Source organism: Pseudonocardia sp. MH-G8 (assembly GCF_002262885.1).
GTDB lineage: Bacteria > Actinomycetota > Actinomycetes > Mycobacteriales > Pseudonocardiaceae > Pseudonocardia.
The window spans coordinates 1,092,497-1,111,300 of sequence record NZ_NKYF01000001.1 but is presented as its reverse complement, the minus strand read 5'-3'; the positions used below and the strand labels follow the sequence as shown (position 1 = coordinate 1,111,300).

General features: G+C 73.5%; 17 protein-coding genes. 9 read left to right on the top strand and 8 right to left on the bottom strand.

Annotation, left to right across the window (positions count from 1 at the left end; all coding sequences use genetic code 11):
* Window positions 1-70: 70 nt before the first annotated feature.
* Both CFP66_RS05290 and CFP66_RS05285 read right to left on the bottom strand, forming a co-directional pair.
* Entirely contained in the window at window positions 71-862 is a 792-nt protein-coding gene (locus CFP66_RS05290) for an SAM-dependent methyltransferase (RefSeq protein WP_094920747.1), read from the bottom strand.
* A gap of 47 nt (window positions 863-909) precedes the next feature.
* Window positions 910-1,701 carry an SAM-dependent methyltransferase gene (locus CFP66_RS05285; RefSeq protein ID WP_094921582.1) on the bottom strand — a complete coding sequence of 264 codons (792 nt, stop codon included), beginning with the start codon at window positions 1,699-1,701 and terminating at the stop codon, window positions 910-912.
* Between the two features lie 183 nt (window positions 1,702-1,884).
* Between CFP66_RS05285 and mfd the strand changes: the two genes are divergently transcribed.
* The 5 genes from mfd (at window position 1,885) to CFP66_RS05260 (ending at window position 8,773) form a co-directional block, all read left to right on the top strand.
* A complete protein-coding gene (mfd, locus tag CFP66_RS05280; protein WP_094920745.1) occupies window positions 1,885-5,451 on the top strand; it encodes a transcription-repair coupling factor in 3,567 nt (1,188 codons plus the stop codon).
* Between the two features lie 111 nt (window positions 5,452-5,562).
* Window positions 5,563-6,054 carry an RDD family protein gene (locus tag CFP66_RS05275; RefSeq protein WP_158228029.1) on the top strand — a complete coding sequence of 164 codons (492 nt, stop codon included), beginning with the start codon at window positions 5,563-5,565 and terminating at the stop codon, window positions 6,052-6,054.
* A gap of 36 nt (window positions 6,055-6,090) precedes the next feature.
* Window positions 6,091-7,005 carry a SurA N-terminal domain-containing protein gene (locus CFP66_RS05270; protein ID WP_143517120.1) on the top strand — a complete coding sequence of 305 codons (915 nt, stop codon included), beginning with the start codon at window positions 6,091-6,093 and terminating at the stop codon, window positions 7,003-7,005.
* Window positions 7,006-7,009: 4 nt separating this feature from the next.
* A complete protein-coding gene (locus CFP66_RS05265) occupies window positions 7,010-7,954 on the top strand; it encodes a MazG family protein (protein WP_094920739.1) in 945 nt (314 codons plus the stop codon).
* Window positions 7,955-7,990: 36 nt separating this feature from the next.
* Window positions 7,991-8,773, top strand: coding sequence for a lytic transglycosylase domain-containing protein (locus CFP66_RS05260; RefSeq protein ID WP_233159152.1), 783 nt, complete (start codon window positions 7,991-7,993; stop codon window positions 8,771-8,773).
* Between the two features lie 313 nt (window positions 8,774-9,086).
* On the opposite strand, the gene efeB is transcribed toward CFP66_RS05260, so the two are convergent.
* From efeB to CFP66_RS05240, 4 genes are all read right to left on the bottom strand, one after another.
* Entirely contained in the window at window positions 9,087-10,307 is a 1,221-nt protein-coding gene (gene efeB / locus CFP66_RS05255; RefSeq protein ID WP_094920737.1) for an iron uptake transporter deferrochelatase/peroxidase subunit, read from the bottom strand.
* On the bottom strand, window positions 10,304-11,446 hold the full coding sequence (gene efeO / locus CFP66_RS05250) for an iron uptake system protein EfeO (protein ID WP_094920735.1): 1,143 nt from the start codon (window positions 11,444-11,446) through the stop codon (window positions 10,304-10,306). Before efeO ends, efeB begins: the two co-directional genes overlap by 4 nt.
* Window positions 11,447-11,477: 31 nt before the next feature.
* Window positions 11,478-12,293, bottom strand: coding sequence for an iron uptake transporter permease EfeU (gene efeU, locus CFP66_RS05245; protein WP_094920733.1), 816 nt, complete (start codon window positions 12,291-12,293; stop codon window positions 11,478-11,480).
* 113 nt (window positions 12,294-12,406) lie between these two features.
* Window positions 12,407-12,811 (bottom strand): tetratricopeptide repeat protein, encoded by a 405-nt coding sequence (locus tag CFP66_RS05240; RefSeq protein ID WP_094920731.1) that lies wholly within the window; start codon window positions 12,809-12,811, stop codon window positions 12,407-12,409.
* Between the two features lie 186 nt (window positions 12,812-12,997).
* Between CFP66_RS05240 and eno the strand changes: the two genes are divergently transcribed.
* From eno to CFP66_RS05225, 3 genes are all read left to right on the top strand, one after another.
* Window positions 12,998-14,293, top strand: coding sequence for a phosphopyruvate hydratase (gene eno / locus CFP66_RS05235; RefSeq protein WP_094920729.1), 1,296 nt, complete (start codon window positions 12,998-13,000; stop codon window positions 14,291-14,293).
* A gap of 141 nt (window positions 14,294-14,434) precedes the next feature.
* Entirely contained in the window at window positions 14,435-14,839 is a 405-nt protein-coding gene (locus CFP66_RS05230) for a septum formation initiator family protein (RefSeq protein WP_233159151.1), read from the top strand.
* Window positions 14,836-15,342, top strand: a complete 507-nt coding sequence (locus CFP66_RS05225) for a DUF501 domain-containing protein (protein WP_094920725.1) — start codon at window positions 14,836-14,838, stop codon at window positions 15,340-15,342. Before CFP66_RS05230 ends, CFP66_RS05225 begins: the two co-directional genes overlap by 4 nt.
* 36 nt (window positions 15,343-15,378) lie before the next feature.
* On the opposite strand, the gene CFP66_RS05220 is transcribed toward CFP66_RS05225, so the two are convergent.
* Both CFP66_RS05220 and CFP66_RS05215 read right to left on the bottom strand, forming a co-directional pair.
* A complete protein-coding gene (locus CFP66_RS05220) occupies window positions 15,379-15,873 on the bottom strand; it encodes a hypothetical protein (protein ID WP_094920723.1) in 495 nt (164 codons plus the stop codon).
* 95 nt (window positions 15,874-15,968) lie between these two features.
* Window positions 15,969-17,603 (bottom strand): acyl-CoA dehydrogenase family protein, encoded by a 1,635-nt coding sequence (locus CFP66_RS05215; RefSeq protein ID WP_233159150.1) that lies wholly within the window; start codon window positions 17,601-17,603, stop codon window positions 15,969-15,971.
* A 234-nt stretch (window positions 17,604-17,837) separates the two neighbouring features.
* Here CFP66_RS05215 and CFP66_RS05210 point away from each other — a divergent pair, with 234 nt between their 5' ends.
* The gene (locus CFP66_RS05210; RefSeq protein ID WP_094920721.1) at window positions 17,838-18,791 is read left to right on the top strand and encodes a Ppx/GppA phosphatase family protein; all 954 of its coding nucleotides are present in this window, start codon (window positions 17,838-17,840) and stop codon (window positions 18,789-18,791) included.
* The last annotated feature ends 13 nt before the right edge of the window (window positions 18,792-18,804 follow it).

Here is an 18,804-nt window from a genome sequence, read left to right as displayed (position 1 = left end):
CCCGCGAACGTCCACTGGGGACCCGCCCTGGACGCGCGGTGTCACCGAACCGTCGCAACGATCTGAAGCGTCAGCGGATGCGGCCGATGCCGGCCCAGAGCCCTCGGTGCTGCGCGCCGACGTTGTCGAGCGGCCGCCATTCGGTGGCGTCGACGAGGCCGGGATCCACGAGTTCGGTGTCGCCGAAGAGAGCCGCGACCTGCCGGCGGGTTCGCGGCGTCGACGGGTTCGCGGTGTTCCGGTACACGCTGTCGATCGTGGTCACATCGTCGGGATCGTGATCACCTGTGGCGTGCGTCAGTACGTGGAGGCTGCCAGGGGCGAGTCGACTCCGGTAGCGTTCGGCGAGACCGGCGGGGTCGTCCTCGTCGGACACGAAGTGCAGGACGGCGACGGTGAGCAGGGCGACCGGGCGGCTCAGGTCCAGCAGGTCGCACACCCCCGGCGCGGCGAAGACGGCATCCGGGTCCCGCATGTCCACCGCCGAGATGGTGGCGAGCGGGTCGCCCTCGAGCAGGGCGGTCGCCGAGGCCACGGTGACCGGTTCGTTGTCGACGTACGCCACACGAGCTCCCGGGTTCATCGCCCGCGCCGCATCGTGGACGTTCCCCGCCGTCGGAATGCCCGACCCCAGGTCGATGAACTGGTCGACGCCCGCCTCCACGCAGAACCGGACGGCACGGTGGAGGAAGAACCGGTTCGTGCGGGCCACGTCGGCCAGCCACGGCACCGTGGCTTTGATCCGATCGGCGGCGGCGCGGTCGGCGGCGAAGTTGTGCGAGCCGCCGAGCAGGTAGTCGTACATGCGCGCGGCGTTGGGGGTGTCGCGGTCGACGGCCGGCAGCTTCGACGTCTCGGTCATGGTGGTGGATGGTGCCAGCGGTGGGCGGCGGGCACGAGAGCCGGAACTCAGCCGATGCGTCCCACGCCCGCCCACAGCCCGCGGTGCTGGGCGCCTGCCATCTCCTGCGGTCGCCAGTCGGTGACGTCGACGAGGCCGGGTTCCACGAGCTCGGTGTCGCCGAACAAGGCCGCGACGCGTTCCCGGGGGCGCAGCTTCCCCGGGTTGGCGGTCGTCTCGTACACCTCCTCGGCGGCCTCGAGCTCGCTCGTGTCGTGATCACCGGTCACGTGGGTCAGCACGTGGAGGCTCCCGGGCGCGAGCCGGCTGCGGTACCGCTCGAGCAGCCCGATCGCCTCGGCGTCGTCGTGGATGAACTGCATCATCGAGACGGTGAGCAGGGCCACCGGGCGCGTCAGGTCGAGCAGGTCGCGCACGCCGGGGGCGGCGAGCACGGCGTCGGGCTCGCGCATGTCGCCCGCGGTGATCGTGGCGTTCGGGTCGCCGTCGAGCAGCGCGGCCGCGGACGCGACGGTGACCGGCTCGTTGTCGACGTAGGCCACGCGGGCCTGCGGCACGACGGCGCGAGCGGCGTCGTGCACGCTGCCGACGGTGGGGATCCCGGAGCCGAGGTCGAGGAACTGGTCCACTCCCTGCTCGGCGCAGAACCGCACGGCCCGCCCGAGGAAGAACCGGTTGGCCTGGATCACCGCCACGGCGAAGGGCATCACGCGCTTGATGCGCTCCGCGGCCTCGCGGTCGGCCGCGAAGTTGTGCGAGCCGCCGAGGAAGTAGTCGTACATGCGGGCGGCGTTGGGCACCTCGGGGTCGACATCGGGCAGCTTCGACAGCTGGGTCATGGGCAGCGATGCTGCCACTGCCCCGCAGCCGGCGTGTGCCCTGACGGGCTCGACCGGCTGCATCCACTCACGAACCGCCCGGCCGCGGGCGTAAGCTGCGGGGGAGGCCCCGGCCGGGGGAGCATCCCGGGCAGGGGTCTGCTCTGCGTGCGCTTCTCCTGCCTTGCAAGGGGTCCTGAAACCGTGGCCAAGCTCTCCGGTCTGCTCCGCTTCCCCCTCTCCGACCCCGATCTGCGCGCGGTGCTCGACGCCGCCCGTGACGCCCGCGCCGACGAGGTGCCCGCTCTGGCCGTGGAGGGCCCGTCGGCGCTGCGCCCGTTCCTCGCCGCGGCGTTCGGCATCCCCTCCGACCAGGGTGGTGCGGGGCGCACCGTCCTGCTCGTCACCGCCACCGACCGCGAGGCCGAGGATGCCGGGGCCGCGGTTGCCGACCTGCTCGAGCCGGCCGCGGTGGCCGTGCTGCCCTCGTGGGAGACGCTGCCGCACGAGCGGCTCTCCCCGCGCCCGGACACCGTCGGGCGCCGCCTGGATATCTTCCGCCGCCTCGCCTCGCCTGCCACGGCCCCGCGCGTCGTGGTCGCCACCGCCCGCAGCCTGATCCAGCCGATCGCCCCCGGGCTCGGCACGCTCGACCCGGTGCGGCTGCGCGTCGGCGACACCGCCGACTTCGACGAGATGCTCGTCCGGCTCGTCGAGCTCGCCTACCGCCGGGTCGAGATGGTCACCGGTCGCGGCGAGTTCGCCGTCCGTGGCGGGATCGTCGATGTCTTCCCGCCCACGGCCGAGCACCCCGTGCGTGTGGAGTTCTGGGGCGACGAGGTCAGCGAGCTGCGCTCGTTCTCCGTGGCGGACCAGCGCTCGGTGGAACCCGTCGACGAGCTGCTGGCCCCCGGCTGCCGGGAGCTGCTGCTCACCGAGCCCGTGCGCGAGCGGGCCGCCGCCCTGGCCCGCACCCACGAGAACAACCCGCAGCTGCGCGAGTTGCTGGAGCACCTCGCCGAGGGCATCCCCACCGAGGGCATGGAGTCGCTCGTGCCCGCGCTGGTCGGCAGCGAGCTCGAGCTGCTCACCGACCTGCTGCCCGCCGGGTCGCTCGTGCTCCTCGCCGACCCGGAGCGCATCCGCACCCGCAGCGCCGATCTCGTGCGCACGGGGCAGGAGTTCCTCGAGGCGTCCTGGTTCGCGGCGGGTGTCGGTGCTGATTCGCCGATCGACGTCGGGGCGTCCGCCTACCGCGACCTCGGCGAGGTCCTGGGGCGCGCGTCGAGCACCGGGCGCCCGGTCGTCACGCTCAGCCCGCTGCTCTCCGGACGCGACGACGTGCTCGCGCCGGCCGTCCACGAGGTCGAGAGCTACCGCGGCGACACCGACCGCGCCCTGGTCGACCTGCGCGCCCACGTGGCCACCGGGGGCGCCGCCGTCCTCGTCGTGGCCGGGCACGGCACCGCGCAGCGCTCGCTGGAGCAGCTGCGCGAGGCCGACGTGCCGGCCACCCTCGTCGAGGAGCTGCTCGAGGCTCCGCAGCCGGGCCTGGTCACCGTCACCTGCGGCCGGCTCACCGAGGGCCTCACCGCGTCCGGGCTCGTGCTGCTCACCGAGTCCGACCTCACCGGCAACCGCGCCACCGGCACCGAACCGCGCAAGCTGGCGTCGAAGCGGCGCAACGCCGTCGACCTGGTCACCCTGACCCCCGGCGACCACGTCGTGCACTCCCAGCACGGCATCGGCCGGTTCGTCGAGATGCGCGAGCGCACCGTCGCCGGTGCCACCCGCGAGTACCTCGTGCTGGAGTACGCGAGCTCCAAGCGCGGGCAGCCCGCGGACCGGCTCTTCGTCCCCACCGACGCGCTCGACGAGATCAGCCGCTACGTCGGCGGCGAGGTGCCGAGCCTCAACAAGCTCGGTGGTGCCGACTGGGCCAGGACCAAGGGGCGCGCCCGCAAGGCCGTCCGTCAGATCGCCGCCCAGCTGGTGCAGCTCTACGCGGCCCGCCAGTCCTCGCCGGGCCACGCGTTCGCCACGGACACGCCGTGGCAGCGCGAGCTGGAGGACGCGTTCCCGTTCACCGAGACGCCCGACCAGCTCGCGGCCATCGAGGAGGTCAAGCGCGACATGGAGCGCGCGGTCCCGATGGACCGGGTGATCTCCGGCGACGTCGGGTTCGGCAAGACCGAGATCGCGGTGCGGGCGGCGTTCAAGGCGGTGCAGGACGGCAAGCAGGTGGCCGTGCTCGTGCCCACGACCCTGCTGGCCACCCAGCACCTGCAGACCTTCGCCGACCGGATGCGCGCCTTCCCGGTCACCGTCAAGGGGCTCTCGCGGTTCACCGACGCGATGGAGGCGAAGCAGACGGTCGAGGGGCTCGCCGGGGGCGAGGTCGACATCGTGGTCGGCACCCACCGCCTGCTGCAGACCGGGATCCGGTGGAAGGACCTCGGCCTCGTGATCGTCGACGAGGAGCAGCGCTTCGGCGTGGAGCACAAGGAACACATCACCGCGCTGCGCACCTACGTCGACGTGCTCACCCTGTCCGCCACGCCGATCCCGCGCACGCTGGAGATGAGCCTGGCCGGGATCCGCGAGATGTCGACGATCGCCACGCCGCCCGAGGACCGCCACCCCACGCTCACCTACGTCGGCGGGTACGACACCAAGCAGGTGGGCGCGGCGATCCGCCGCGAGCTGCTGCGCGACGGCCAGGTGTTCTACGTGCACAACCGGGTCTCGACCATCGACCGCGCGGCGCGGCAGATCCGGGACCTCGTCCCGGAGGCGCGCATCGGCATCGCGCACGGGCAGATGAACGAGGACCTGCTGGAACGGACGGTCGCCGGGTTCTGGCACAAGGAGTACGACGTCCTGGTCTGCACGACGATCGTGGAGAACGGCCTGGACATCTCCAACGCCAACACCTTGATCGTCGAGCGCTCCGACACCCTCGGGCTCTCCCAGCTCCACCAGCTGCGCGGCCGGGTCGGCCGGGGCCGCGAGCGCGGCTACGCCTACTTCCTCTTCCCGCCCGAGCACCCGCTCACCGAGACCGCGCACGATCGCCTGGCCACCATCGCCCAGCACTCCGACCTGGGGTCCGGCGCCGCCGTCGCGATGAAGGACCTGGAGATCCGCGGCGCGGGCAACATCCTCGGCGCCGAGCAGAGCGGCCACATCGCCGGCGTCGGGTTCGACCTCTACATCCGTCTGGTCGGGGAGGCCGTTGCGGCGTTCCGCCAGCAGGCGGGCGCCGGCGAGGGCGAGGAGCCCGAGCAGCTGGCCGAGGTGCGGGTGGACCTGCCGATCGACGCGCACGTGCCGCACGACTACGTCACGGGAGAGCGGCTGCGGCTCGAGGTCTACCGCAAGATCGCCGAGGCGTCGGACGCCGCCGCGCTCGACGCGATCGTCGAGGAGCTCGTCGACCGCTACGGCGAGCCGCCCACCGCGGTGCGCAACCTGCTCGCCGTCGCGACGTTCCGGCAGACCTGCCGGACGTTGGGCGTCGGCGAGGTGGCGGTGGCCGGGGCGAGCGTCCGGATCGGCCCGGTGGACCTGCCCGACTCGGCGCAGCTGCGGCTGCGGCGGCTGCACCCGAAGGCGCAGTACAAGCCGGCGTCCAAGCTCGTCACGGTGCCGAAGCCGGTGGAGGGCGGACGGATCGGTGGGGCGCCGCTGCGGGACGTCGCCCTGCTCGAGTGGTGCACGAAGCTGCTCACCGACATCGTCAGCCCGGTGCGTCACCCTGCTGCGGTCTGACGATCCGCATCCGTTCACCTGCGTGGAGTAACGAACCGCCGTTCGTGGCGATCTTCTAGTTGGAGCCCCCCGAGACCGGCTCGGGCGGGCACGACGTCGCCGGAGAACTGCGTGCCCGAACCCCGTCCGGAGTCCGACCCGCTCCGTCAGGACGCTGCAGGTGGAGCCCGGCCGCCGCTGTACGGGTTCCCGCTGCTCGCCACGTACGGGCAGCGCGTCGGCGGCTTCCTGATCGACATCGGTATCCCCGGCGGGCTGCTCGCCGTTGCGCTGATCGCCGCGCTCGCCACGAGGGACGTCCTCGTGATCGGCTTCGTGTACCCGGCCGCGGCCGTGGTCGGGTCGGTGTTCCTGCTGTGGAACAGCGGCTACCGGCAGGGCCGTTCGGGTCAGAGTCTCGGCAAGAGTGCGCTCGGCACGCGCCTCGTCGCGGCGCGCACCGGTGAGCCGGTCGGGTTCGGGCGGGCGGTGGGCCGCCAGATCGCCCACCTGCTCGACGGGCTCACCCTCGGACTGGGGTATGTGTGGCCGTTGTGGGACGAGCAGCACCAGACCTTCGCCGACAAGATCTGCGGCACGCTGGTGGTGCAGGCCGACCTCTGATCCGGACCCCACACCCCCCGTGAGAGGGTGTCGGACGTGCGGATGCGGATGCGGGTGGGACGCGTTGCCGCGGCCGTCGTGGTCGTCGCTGCGGTCGTCAGCGGATGTGGTGGACCGGGCCAGGCAGGTACGGCGGTCGTCGTCGGCGGCCAGGCCGTCCCGCTCGAGCGCGTCCAGAGCCAGCTCGACGCGGCGCTGTCGATGCACGACCAGGCGGAGCTCGCCGCGCGGCAGGTCACCCCGGCCCGGCTCGCGCGCGACATCGTCACCCGCGAGGTGATGCACGGCCTGCTCGCGCGCCGCGCCGCCGAAGAGGGCATCAGCGTCGCCGAGCCGCAGATCGACGCGCAGCTGGCCCTGCTCGCCCAGCCCGACCCGAACGGTCGCCTGGGTGTCGAGGACTTCCTGCAGGGCCAGGAGCTGCGCGACTGGGCGCGCGACCAGGTGATCGCCGCGCAGCTGGGCCAGCGTCTGGTGCCCGGGCTGCAGGTCACCGTCGACCTCGTGGCCGCCACGTCCCGCGAGGACGCGCAGGCCAAGTCGGAGGTGCTCGCCCGGGGTGGCCCGGAGGCCGACGCGCTGACCGCGAACCCGCAGACCGGGCGCAGCGGCCTCACCGTTCAGGCAGCGGCCTCGCCCGGCGACGCGGCGTCGCCCGCGTTCTGGGTGCCCACCGGCTCGGTCGTGGCCTACCAGGCCGACCCGCGCCAGAACGGCTGGCTCATCCTGCGCGTCACCGACCGGCGCACCGACGCCCCCACCGACCCGGCGGCGCTCTCCAGCCTCAGCCAGGCCGAGTTCGTCGCGATCGGGCTGCGCTCGCTGCAGCAGACGATCGACGAGGTCGGTGTGGAGATCAACCCCCGCTACGGGGTGATGGACCCGATCCAGCTCCGCGTCGTCGGCGAGGACGAGCAGGCCGGGATGATCCTGCCACCGGCGGCGGCCTGAGCCGGTGGGCAACCCGGGTGTGCGCCGCACCGTCGTCGTCCTGCCCGAGCGGTGGACCGGCGTCCTGCCGGCCGCGGCGCTGCCCGCCCTCCGTGCCGCCGACCGGGTGCTCGCCGACGCGAGCGTCCCCGCCGAGGTCGTGGCCGCCACGGGTGCGGTGCGGTCGGACGGGTGGGGTGACGGCGCCGAGGTGCTGTTGACCACGGACCCGGCCCGCGACGACGGTGACCTCGTCCGCGCGGACCCGCCCCCTGGCGCCGCATTGCTCGACGCCGCCGCCGTGATGGACCGGCTCCGCTCGCCCGGCGGCTGCCCCTGGGACGCCGAGCAGACCCACGAGTCGCTGCTGCAGTACCTCATCGAGGAGTCCTACGAGCTCTACGAGGCGATCGAGGACGGTGACCGCCACGCCGTCCGCGAGGAGCTGGGCGACGTCCTGCTGCAGGTGCTGTTCCACGCGCGCGTCGCCGCAGAGGACCCGGAGCGGCCGTTCACGATCGACGACGTGGCAGGCGACCTCGTCGCCAAGCTGGTCGGGCGGCACCCGCACGTCTTCGCCGGCAGCGAGCGGATCGACACCGCCGAGCGCCAGGAGCACCGTTGGGAGGAGCTCAAGCGCGCCGAGAAGCAGCGCGAGTCCAGCGTGGACGGCGTGCCGCTCGGGCAGCCCGCCGTCGCGCTCGCCGCGAAGCTCACCAGCCGCACGGCCCGGGCCCACCTGCCCGCCGACCTGCTCCCGTCCGGTTCGGGCGTGGGCGAGCAGCTGTTCGCCCTCGCCGCGCAGGCGAAGCTCGCCGGGATCGACCCGGAGGCCGCGCTGCGCACCGCCGCACGCCGGTTCGCCGAGGCGGTGCGCAGCGCCGAGCGCACGGCTGCGGCCGACGGCGCCGACCCCCACGCCCTCGACCCCGACGCCTGGAAGCGGTACTGGCCCCGCGAGCGGAGCTGACGGCGCGCCGCCGCGGAGATCGCTAGTCTGGATGGGGTGACCGCACCCGACCGGCGCCGCCCTCGCCGTGCCGGACCGATCGTGCTGGCAGTGCTCGGCGTGATGGCGATGCTGGTGGTGGTCGGTGTCGCCGCCCTCTCCTCCCTCTCGGCCCCCGACGACGGCGCCGACGAGCCCCGACGCGGGGACGGCCTCACCCCTGCAGACGTGGACCGGAACACCCCGGTCCCGCAGCCCGCACCGCTTGCCGAGGGCATCGACCTCGCCGCGTGGTCCGGCGCCGCGCAGGAGCGCAGCGGTGTCCCGGCACGTGCACTGCGCGCCTATGCCGCGGCCGAGCTCGGGCAGCGGGCCGACACGCCCGACTGCGGCCTGTCGTGGATCACCCTGGCCGGGATCGGCCGCGTCGAGTCCGACCACGGCCGCTACGGCGGCGCGGAGGTGGACGCCGACGGCGTCGCGCGCCCGCGCATCATCGGGGTCCCGCTGGACGGCTCGCCCGGCGTCCGCGAGATCCGCGACACCGACACGGGCCGGTTCGACGGCGACACGACCTTCGACCGGGCCGTCGGTCCCATGCAGTTCCTGCCCGGCACCTGGGAGCGCTACGGCGCCGACGGCAACGCCGACGGCGTCCGCGACCCGCACCAGCTCGACGACGCTGCCCTCGCCGCGGCCCGCTACCTCTGCGCCGACGGCCGCGACACCGCCAGCGGCGAGGGCTGGTGGGACGGGATCCTCACCTACAACAGCTCGGTGGAGTACGCCCGCCTGGTCTGGGCCGCCGCCGACCGGTACAACACCACGACCGCCGCCTGACCCCTCCGCGAGTCGGGCTCTAGGCGCGCACATGTCGCGCCCCGCCCTTCCGCGAGTCGGGCTTTGGGTGCGTGTGTGTCGCGTTCTGCCCTTCCGCGAGTCGGGCTTTGGGTCTGCGTGTGTCGGGCTCCGCTCCTCGGCGAGTCGGGCTTTGGGTGTGCGTGTGTGTCGGGCTCCAGGTGAGGGTCCTTGCGTCTGTGGTGCAGCCGGACCGCGATACGTGCGCGCTGAGGCCCCGACTCGCGGGTGCTCGACCCCGACTCGCGGGTGTTTGGGCGCGATTCGCGGGTGTTTGGGCGCGTCTCGCGGGTGCTCACGGAGCGAGGAGACGCTGGGCCCAGTACTCGCCCTCGCCGAGGCCGGGTGGGCAGGCGAAGACGGCCGAGCCGGTGTGCTCGATGTACTCCATCAGCACGTCGTCGTTCGCCAGCGCTCGCTGCATCGGCACGAACTGGGCGTGGGGATCGCGCGCGAACGCGACGAAGAACAGCCCGGCGTCCAGGTGGCCGCGACCGTCGCTGCCGTCCACGAAGTTGTAGCCGCGCCGCAGGATCCGCGCGCCGCCGAGGTGCTCGGCGGAGGCGAGCCGGATGTGCGCGTCGGCGCCGACGGCGCTCCCGGGGGAGAGGTCGGGCGGGTCGAACTCGGCGGCCGCGCCGAGCGGGGCGCCCTCACCCTTCGTCCGGCCGATGATCGTCTCCTGCTCGGCGAGCGACGTGCGGTCCCAGATCTCGATGTGCATCCGGATCCGCCGCGCGACGAGGTAGCTGCCGCCTTCGAGCCACGCGGGCCCGTCCCCGGGCCGCACCCACACGTGCCGGTCGAGCTCGGCGCCGTCCTCGGCCTTGAGGTTGCGGGTGCCGTCCTTGAAGCCGAACAGGTTGCGCGGCGTGGCCTGTGAAGTGGACGTCGACGACGTGCGCCCGAACCCGAGCTGTGACCACCGCACCGTGGTGGTGCCGAACCCGGAGCGGACGAGGTTGCGCACCGCGTGCACCGCCACCTGCGGGTCGTCGGAGCACGCCTGGATGCACAGGTCGCCGCCGGACAGGGCCGGGTCGAGCTGGTCGCCGGTGAACCGGGGCAGCTCGGCGAGGCCGGGCGGGCGCAGGGCGGGGTCGAGGCCCAGCCGGTCGAAGAACCCGGGGCCCACGCCGAACGTCAGCGTGAGCGACGACGCCGGCAGGCCGAGCGCCTCGCCGGTGTCGTCGGGAGGGGCGGCCGGGTTGCCGCCGGTCGCGCCGCCCGGCGCCGTCTCCGCGCCCGCGGTCATGCGCTCGGCCGCGACCGTCCACTTCTGCAGCAGCGCGCGAACCCGGTCGCGGTCGCCGGTGGTGAGGTCGAGCGCGACGAAGTGCAGCCGGTCCTGCGCGGGCGTGACGATCCCGGCCTGGCGCGTCCCGCGGAACGGGACCACCCCGTCGACGGCGGGTGCGGCCGGCGTCGTGCAGCCCGCCAAGGCGCCCGCGCCGGCCAGCGCGGCGCCGGCGCCCGCCCAACCGAGCAGCTGCCGTCGCCGCAGCCCACCGGTCATGCCGTGACGACGCCGGCGACCTGGCTCACCGGCTCGCCCAGCGCGTCCACGGCCTCGGTCATGCGGCGGATGTCGTCCTCGCTCAGCTCCGTGTAGAGCCGGTACCCGTCGCCGTCGCGGTACTCCTCGAGCAGCGCGTCGACGGCGGCGAACCGCTCGTCGAGCAGCGGGCCGAGCGCCGGGTCCTTCGCGTCGATCACCGGGCGGAGCGCGGCGACGGCACCCTGGGAGCCTTCGACGTTGGCCTTGAAGTCCCAGAGGTCGGTGTGCGAGTAGCGGTCCTCCTCGCCGGTGATCTTGCCGGTGGCGACCTCGTCGAGCAGCTCCTTCGCCCCGTTCGCGAGCTGCACGGGAGTGAGCTCGACGGTGGCGACGCGCGACTGCAGGTCGGCGAGGTCGGTCATGAGCTGGTCGGCGATCGCGGGGGAGTCGGGCTGCAGGCCGTCGACCCACAGGTCCTTCTCCAGCCGGTGGTAGCCGGTGAAGCCGACGCCCGGGTCGCGCTCGTCGTCCTCGCGGCCGTCGATCTTCGGGTCGATGTCGCCGAACGACTCCGCGACCGGCTCGATCCGCTCCCAGTAGGTCCGCGAGACGGGGAACAGCGCCTTGGCGGTCTCCACGTCGCCGGCCTGCACCGCGTCGACGAACTCCTGCGTCTTGGGCACCAGCGCCTCGATCTGCGAGGTGACCCAGCGGTGGTATCCCGCGGTTGCCTCGGCCAGCCGGGTGTCCGAGTCGACCGACCGCGTGGCCGCGCCGGTGACGGCGAAGGGGGCGCGGATCCCGTCGCCGACCATGCCCGGCTTGCACGCCGTGGTGTAGGTGCCGCCGTCGGGCACCTCGACGATCAGCTCGCGGGTGAGTCCGGGCCCGATGTTCTCGACCTCGCCCATGATCCGGTCGCCGGTGCCGTAGAGGTAGAACTCGGTGATCTTGCTGCCGGTGTTGCGCACGGCGAACGTGATCGTGCCTGCCGGTGCATCGGCGGCGGCGACCTCGCAGCTCGTGTCGCCCGCAGTCACGGCGATCGGACCGCCGCCACCCCCGGCGTCGGCGGCGGGCGGGGCGGTGCTGGTGCAGCCGGCGACCGCCACCGTCGCGAAGGCGGTGAACAGGGCGGCTCGGGACGTGCGGGACATGGTGCTCCTCGGAACGATTCAGGAGGAAGGATCAGGCGGGGGTGGTCGCGCTGCGTCGCGGTCGCAGGAACAGCGGGAGGACGACGGCCACGTAGGCGACCCAGACGATCGCCTCGGCCACGGTCGTGGCCGGGGAGAAGTTGAAGATCCCCTTCAGCAGGACGCCGTACCAGGAATCGGGCGGGATCACCGCGCTGACGTCGAAGGCGAGGGTCGTGAGCCCGGGCACGATGCCCGCTTCCTGCAGGTCGTGCACGCCGTAGGCGAGGATGCCGGCGGCCACGAGGATCAGCAGCACCCCGGTGACGGTGAAGAACCGGCCGAGGTCGAGACGGACCGCGCCGCGGTAGATCAGGTACGCGAGCGCGACGGCCACCGCGATCCCGATCAGGAAACCGATGAGCGGCCGCGCGGTCTCCCCGGCGGCCCGGGCCGCGGTGAAGAAGAACAGCGCGGTCTCGAGACCCTCGCGACCGACCGCGAGCGCCGCCATCACGACCACGGCCGTCGGGCCCATCGCGAGCGCGCCTTCGAGCCTGCCCTGCAGCTCGGCGGAGATCGACCGGGCGGCCCTGCGCATCCAGAAGACCATCCACGTCACGAAGCCGACCGCGACGATCGAGAGGACGCCGCCGAACGCCTCCTGCGCCTCGAACGTCAGCTGCTGCTGCGCGAGCGCGAGGGCGAGCGTGACGGCGGCGCTCACCACGACGGCGATCCCGACGCCGAGCCAGACCATCGGCAGCGCCGAGCGGCGCCCGGTGCGCACGAGGAAGGCGACGAGGATGCTGACCACCAGGGCGGCCTCGAGGCCTTCCCGCAGTCCGATCAGTGCGTTGCCGAGCACGCTGCTCCCTCAGGCCAGGCTTCCCAGTAGCGAGCGAAGGCTAGCCTTGCCGTGCGGGCCGCGGAAGAGCCGAGTGGAGTAGGTCTCCGCAGGTCAGCGCGAGGTTTGTCGGTTCAGTCCCGATCGTCCAGATCGGCGTCGACGGCGATCCGGGCGCGCACCTCGCCGAGTGCCTCCTGGTACTCGGGGCGCGGGTCCATCGCGGCGGCCATCTTGAGCTGGGCGAGCGCCTCCGCGAGCCGACCCTGGCGGTGCAGGGCCTTGCCGAGGGCGAAGCGCGCGTAGTGGTCGGACGGGTCCAGGTCGAGCACCCGCGCGAACGCCTCCTCGGCCTGCTCCAGCTGCGCGGAGTTGAGGTAGGCGCGACCGGCGAGCAACTGGACGGATGCGTCGTTCGGCTGGCTGGCGAGGACCGGGGAGAGCGCCTGCAGCGCGTCGAGCGGTCTGCTGCGTGCAATGAGCATCTCGGCACGGCGGAACGACTCGAACAGGCCGTCGGCGGCGGGCTGACTCGTCATGGTCGCTCTACGTTAGGTGTCGATGCCGCCAGGTGTCGATGGCGCGATCTGCGCGCGCCGTGCGGTGATCCGAGCGGTGAACCCCGGCCGTCATCCGCCCTGTCGGGCGGGTTCCTGCACGGCTCCGGGTGGCTCCCCGACTAGGCTTGCCCCCCGGACGAGCGAACCTTTTCGACGGGAGCACTGGTGGCGGTCATCGAGCAGGTCGGCGCGCGGGAGATCCTCGACTCGCGGGGCAACCCCACGATCGAGGTGGAGGTCGCGCTCGACGACGGGACGCTGGCCCGGGCGGCGGTGCCGTCGGGCGCATCGACGGGCGAGCACGAGGCGGTGGAGCTGCGTGACAGCGACCCGCTGCGTTTCGGCGGCAAGGGCGTCGAGAAGGCCGTGAGCGCCGTCCTGGACGAGATCGGGCCGGAGCTCACCGGGATGGAGGCCGTCGACCAGCGCCTGGTCGACCAGCGCCTCGTCGACCTGGACGGCACCCCGGACAAGTCGCGCCTCGGCGCCAACGCGCTGCTGGGCGTGTCGCTCGCCGTGGCGAAGGCTGCGGCGGAGTCGTCGGGTCTGGAGCTGTTCCGCTACGTGGGTGGCCCCAACGCGCACGTGCTGCCGGTGCCGATGATGAACATCATCAACGGTGGCGCCCACGCCGACAGCTCCGTGGACGTGCAGGAGTTCATGATCGCGCCGGTCGGGGCCGACTCGTTCAAGGAAGCGCTGCGCTGGGGTGCCGAGGTCTACCAGGCGCTGAAGTCGGTGCTCAAGGGCAAGGGCCTGGCCACCGGGCTGGGCGACGAGGGCGGCTTCGCTCCCGACCTGCCCGGCACCCGCGCCGCGCTCGACCTCATCGCCGAGGCGATCGAGAAGACCGGCTACACCCTCGGGCGCGACATCGCGCTGGCCCTCGACGTGGCCGCCACCGAGTTCCACAGCGACGGCGTCTACTCCTACGAGGGGCGCAAGCTCTCCTCCCAGGAGTTCGCCGCGGTCTACAGCGAGCTGGTGGAGGCCTACCCGCTGGTCTCGATCGAGGACCCGCTGTCCGAGGACGACTGGGACGGCTGGGTGGCGCTCACCGACACACTCGGCGACAAGGTCCAGCTCGTGGGCGACGACCTGTTCGTCACCAACCCGGAGCGGCTCGACGAGGGCATCAGCCGGGGCGCGGCCAACGCGCTGCTGGTCAAGGTCAACCAGATCGGCACGCTGTCGGAGACGCTCGACGCGGTCACGCTCGCGCAGTCCTCGGGCTACCGCTGCATGATGAGCCACCGCTCGGGCGAGACCGAGGACACCACGATCGCGGACCTCGCGGTCGCCACCGGCTGTGGTCAGATCAAGAGCGGCGCACCGGCCCGATCCGAGCGGGTGGCGAAGTACAACCAGCTGCTGCGCATCGAGGAGGCGCTCGGGGACGCCGCCCGGTACGCGGGCGACCTCGCATTCCCGCGCTACTCCTCCGCGGACGCCGGCGCCTAGCCGGTCCGGGAAGGGAACATCGGGGCTGTGGGGGACGAGCGGGCCAAGGCACGGGGGGAGCGCACGCGTCGCACCCCCCGCCCGCGACGCTCGGGTACCGGTGCCTCGAGGCGTCGCAACCGCGAACCGCGGCTGACGCGGGTGCCGCGCGCCCGTGGCGTGGTCGCGGCCACCACCGGGCTGCTCGGGCTGTCCTCCACGAAGCGCGCGGCCATCCTCGCGCTCGTCGTGTGCGCGCTCGCGCTCACCGTCGCGGTGCCGCTGCGCAACTACGTGGCCCAACGCCAGGAGCTCGCGGCGGTGTCGGAGCAGCAGCAGGCCCTCGGGGTGGAGGTCGCCGAGCTGACGCAGCAGCGGGCGCGGCTGTCCGACCCGGCCGAGATCGAGGCGCAGGCGCGGTCCCGGCTCGGGTACGTGATGCCCGGAGAGGTGCCGTACGTGGTGCAGCTGCCGGTTGCGCCGGAACCGGCCGCGCCCACGGGAGCCGACGCCGGTGTTCCCTGGTACCACGTGCTGTGGCGAGAAGTGACGGAGGGACCGCGATGACCCCGGAGCAGCAGGTCGCCGCCGAGGACGTCGCGGCGGTCACCGCGCAGCTGGGACGCACTCCCCGCGGCTTGCGGGAGGTGGCGCACCGCTGCCCCTGCAGCCTGCCCGCCGTCGTGCAGACCGCACCGCGGCTGGAGGACGGCACCCCGTTCCCCACGCTGTACTACCTGACCTGCTCGCGGCTGAACTCGCGCATCGGCGGGCTTGAGGCGTCCGGGTGGATGCGGGAGATGACCGAGCGGCTCGCCGAGGACCCCGAGCTGGCCGCCGCCTACCGCCGCGCGCACGAGTCCTACCTCGCCGAGCGGGACGCGATCGAGCCGCTCGGCACGGACGTCAGCGCGGGCGGCATGCCCGACCGCGTGAAGTGCCTGCACGTCTGCGTGGCCCACGCGCTCGCCGCCGGCCCGGGCGTGAACCCGTTCGGTGACGAGGCGCTGGCCGAGCTGGGCGAGTGGTGGCGGGCCGGTCCCTGCGTCCACGCGGAACGCGCGACGTAGGGGCGAACCGGCGGGATCGGACGGACCCGCGCGTGGTCAGCCGGCGGCACCCTGGAGCTGCCTGGTCACCCGCGCGAGGACGTCGTCGCCGAACGACCCCGCCACGAGGAGGGCCTCGTTCCCGTCGCCGCTCAGCCGGACGTCGAGGAGCTTGTCACCCAGGCGGTTCGGCGTCACGGTCAGCGTCGACCGCCGGAAGGCCGTCGGCCGCCCGCGCGCGACCACGACGACGCCGTCGTCGAAGAGGTGGATGTCGCGCTGGTTGCGGTAGAGCGCGACGGTGCCGAACATCTTGACCGCTGTCATCAGGAAGAACGGCAGCCCCAGCGACAGCAGGAGCAGTCCCCAGTCGCCGACCCAGGCGAACACGAGCCACGCCGCGCAGAGCGCGGTGAACACCGAGGCCGCCACGAGCCGGGCGGTGGAGACCGGGTAGCCGAGTTGTTGCGTCGTCATGTGCCGGCCCAGTCCGCGCTCCGCCGCGAGAGCGAGGACCTGCGGCGAGGGGGCGGTGTTCGGGGCAGGGCTCATTCGGGGTTCCGTCCGTCGGGTTGGTCCAGGGGGATCAGCCGGCGACGGTAGGGGGCACCGATGGAATTTCGATGCAGCGGCGATGGGGTGCGCGGTCAGCCCGGGGTGACGCGGGCGAGGAGCGCGGCGGTGTGTGCTTCGGCGGGCAACGTGCCGGCGGTGCGCCACGGGCCGTCGGGCGGGAAGCGGCTCGCCACGAACGCGCGCGCCACCTCGTCGGGGGCATGGCGCAGCAGCAGCGAGCCCTGCAGGCACAGCGCCAGCACCTCGGCCAGCCGTCGGGCGCGCCGCTCCTCGCGGTCACGCAGCTCGGTGTGCAGCTCCCGCACGCCGCGGTCGAACCAGGAGTCGAGCCCGGCCGCGGCCTCGAGCTCGGCGAACACGGCGTCGACCGATTCGGGTGCTCGGGTGACGGCGCGCAGCACGTCCAGCGCGGTGACGCTGCCCGAGCCCTCCCAGATCGAGTTGAGCGGCGCCTCCCGGTACAGCCGCGGCAGCCCCGACTCCTCGACATAGCCGTTGCCGCCCAGGCATTCCAGGGCCTCCGCGACCACGGCGGGGGTCCGCTTGCAGACCAGGTACTTGGCGGCGGGCAGCGCGAGGCGCAGCAGCATCCGCTCGCCACGGTCGACGGCCCCGGCGAGGCGCAGCGCCAACGCCGTGGCCGCCTCCGACTCGCACGCCAGGTCGGCGATCACCGTCTGCATGAGCGGGGCATCGGCGAGCCGCGTGCCGAACGCGCTGCGGTGGGCGACGTGGTGCGCGGCCTCGGTGAGCGCCGCCCGGGTGAGCGCGGCGGAACCGAGCACGCAGTCCAGCCGCGTCATCGACACCATCTCGATGATCGTGTGCACGCCGCGGCCCTCGTCGCCGAGCCGCCACCCGGTGGCGCCGGTGTACTCGACCTCCGCCGAGGCGTTGGAGTGGTTGCCGAGCTTGTCCTTGAGTCGCTGCAGACGGATCGCGTTTCGGGTGCCGTCGGGCAGCACGCGGGGCAGCACGAAGCAGGTGAGGCCGCCCGGCGCCTGCGCGAGGGTGAGGAACAGGTCGTTCATCGGCGCCGAGGTGAACCACTTGTGCCCGACGAGGCGGTAGGTGCCCTCGGCCGTCGCGGTGGCCGTCGTGGTGCCGGCGCGGACGTCGGAACCGCCCTGCTTCTCGGTCATCGACATCCCGGCGAGCAGCCCCGCCTTCGTCGACGGCTCGGCCAGGCCGAATTCGTAGGTGGTGGAACGCAGGCCCGGCTCGTAGCGCGCCGCGAGCTCCGAGGCGTGGCGCAGCGCGGGAACGGCGGCGTAGGTCATCGAGATCGGGCACCCGTGGCCCGCCTCCAGCTGGCTCATCAGGTAGAAGCCCGCCGCCCGCGCGACGTGCGCGCCCGTGCCCGGCTCGGCCGCCCACGGCGCCCCGTGCAGGCCCCGACCCACGGACGTGCGCATCAGCCAGTGCCAGGAGGGGTGGAACTCGACCTCGTCGACGCGGTGGCCGTACCGGTCGTGGGTGCGCAGCACCGGCGGGTGGGCGTCGGCGAGCCGGGCGTGCTCGCGCGCCTCCGGGGACGCGACGATGCCGGCGAGCTCCCGAAGCGCCGGCAGGGCCTCCTGCGCGCCCTCGCGGGCCACGGCGTCGGCGAGCGCCGGGTCGCAGGCGAGCAGGTCGACCCCGTCGAGCGGGGGCGGCTGGTTCTCCACGAGGTGGGTGTGCCCGTCGCCGGGATGCAGCGGATCCACGTCGGGAGCGTAGCGGCTGAGCGGCGCTCGACGAGGTTGTCGGAGACGCGCCGATGACCGGCCGTCCGGGCGCTCGCACACCGATCGTGGCGCCGGCACACCGGTTGCAGTCGGTGTGCCGGGGCAGATGTCGGTGTGTGACGGGGCAGCCGGCCGCGTGTGGCGGTCGGTCCGTCGACCGGTTCCGCGTACGGTCGTGCCCGCACACCGTCGCCGGACCGCCCAGGAGAGTGCATGTCGCGCGTGGCCGCCATCGACTGCGGGACGAACTCGATCCGCCTGCTCGTCGCCGACGTCACCACCGGGTCGGACGGGGTGCCTGCGCTGCGCGACGTGCACCGCGAGACCCGCATCGTCCGGCTCGGGCAGGGCGTCGACGCCAGCGGTGAGCTGGCCCCCGAAGCGCTCGAGCGCACCCGGGCCGCGCTCGCCGACTACACGGCGGTGCTGCGGCGCAAGGGCACCGAGCGGGTGCGCATGGTCGCCACGAGCGCCACGCGCGACGCCCGCAACCGCGACGACTTCTTCGGCATGGTCCGCGCGACCCTCGGCAGCGACGCGGAGGTCATCTCCGGCGACGAGGAGGCGCAGCTGTCGTTCACCGGCGCCGTGGGCGACCTCGACCCGGACGACGGTCCGTTCGTCGTGGTCGACGTCGGCGGCGGCTCCACCGAGCTCGTCGTCGGCACGATCACCGACGGCGCGGCGGCCGTTCAGGCCGCGCGCTCGGTCGACGTCGGAAGCGTCCGGATCACCGAGCGCTGCCTGCCGGGCGACCCTCCCGGCCCCGAGGAGGTGGCGCAGGCGCGCGAGCTGGCCACCCGGATCCTCGACGAGGCGTTCGCCGCGGTGCCCGTCGGGGGCGTGCGCACCTGGGTGGGCGTCGCCGGCACGATCACCACGCTGTCCGCCGTGTCCCAGAACCTGCGCGAGTACGACCCGGACGCCGTGCACCTGTCCCGGCTCCCGCACGCGGAGCTGCACCGCGTGGCCGAGGAGCTGCTGGGCATGTCGCGCGAGGAGCGTGGGCAGCACGCGGCGATCCACCCCGGCCGCATCGACGTGATCGGTGGGGGCGCACTGATCGTCGACGTGCTGGCGGCCGAGCTGCACGAGCGCGCCGGCGTCGGCGAGCTCGTGGTGAGCGAGCACGACATCCTCGACGGAATCGCCCGCAGCATCGCCTGACCCGCGACTCGCG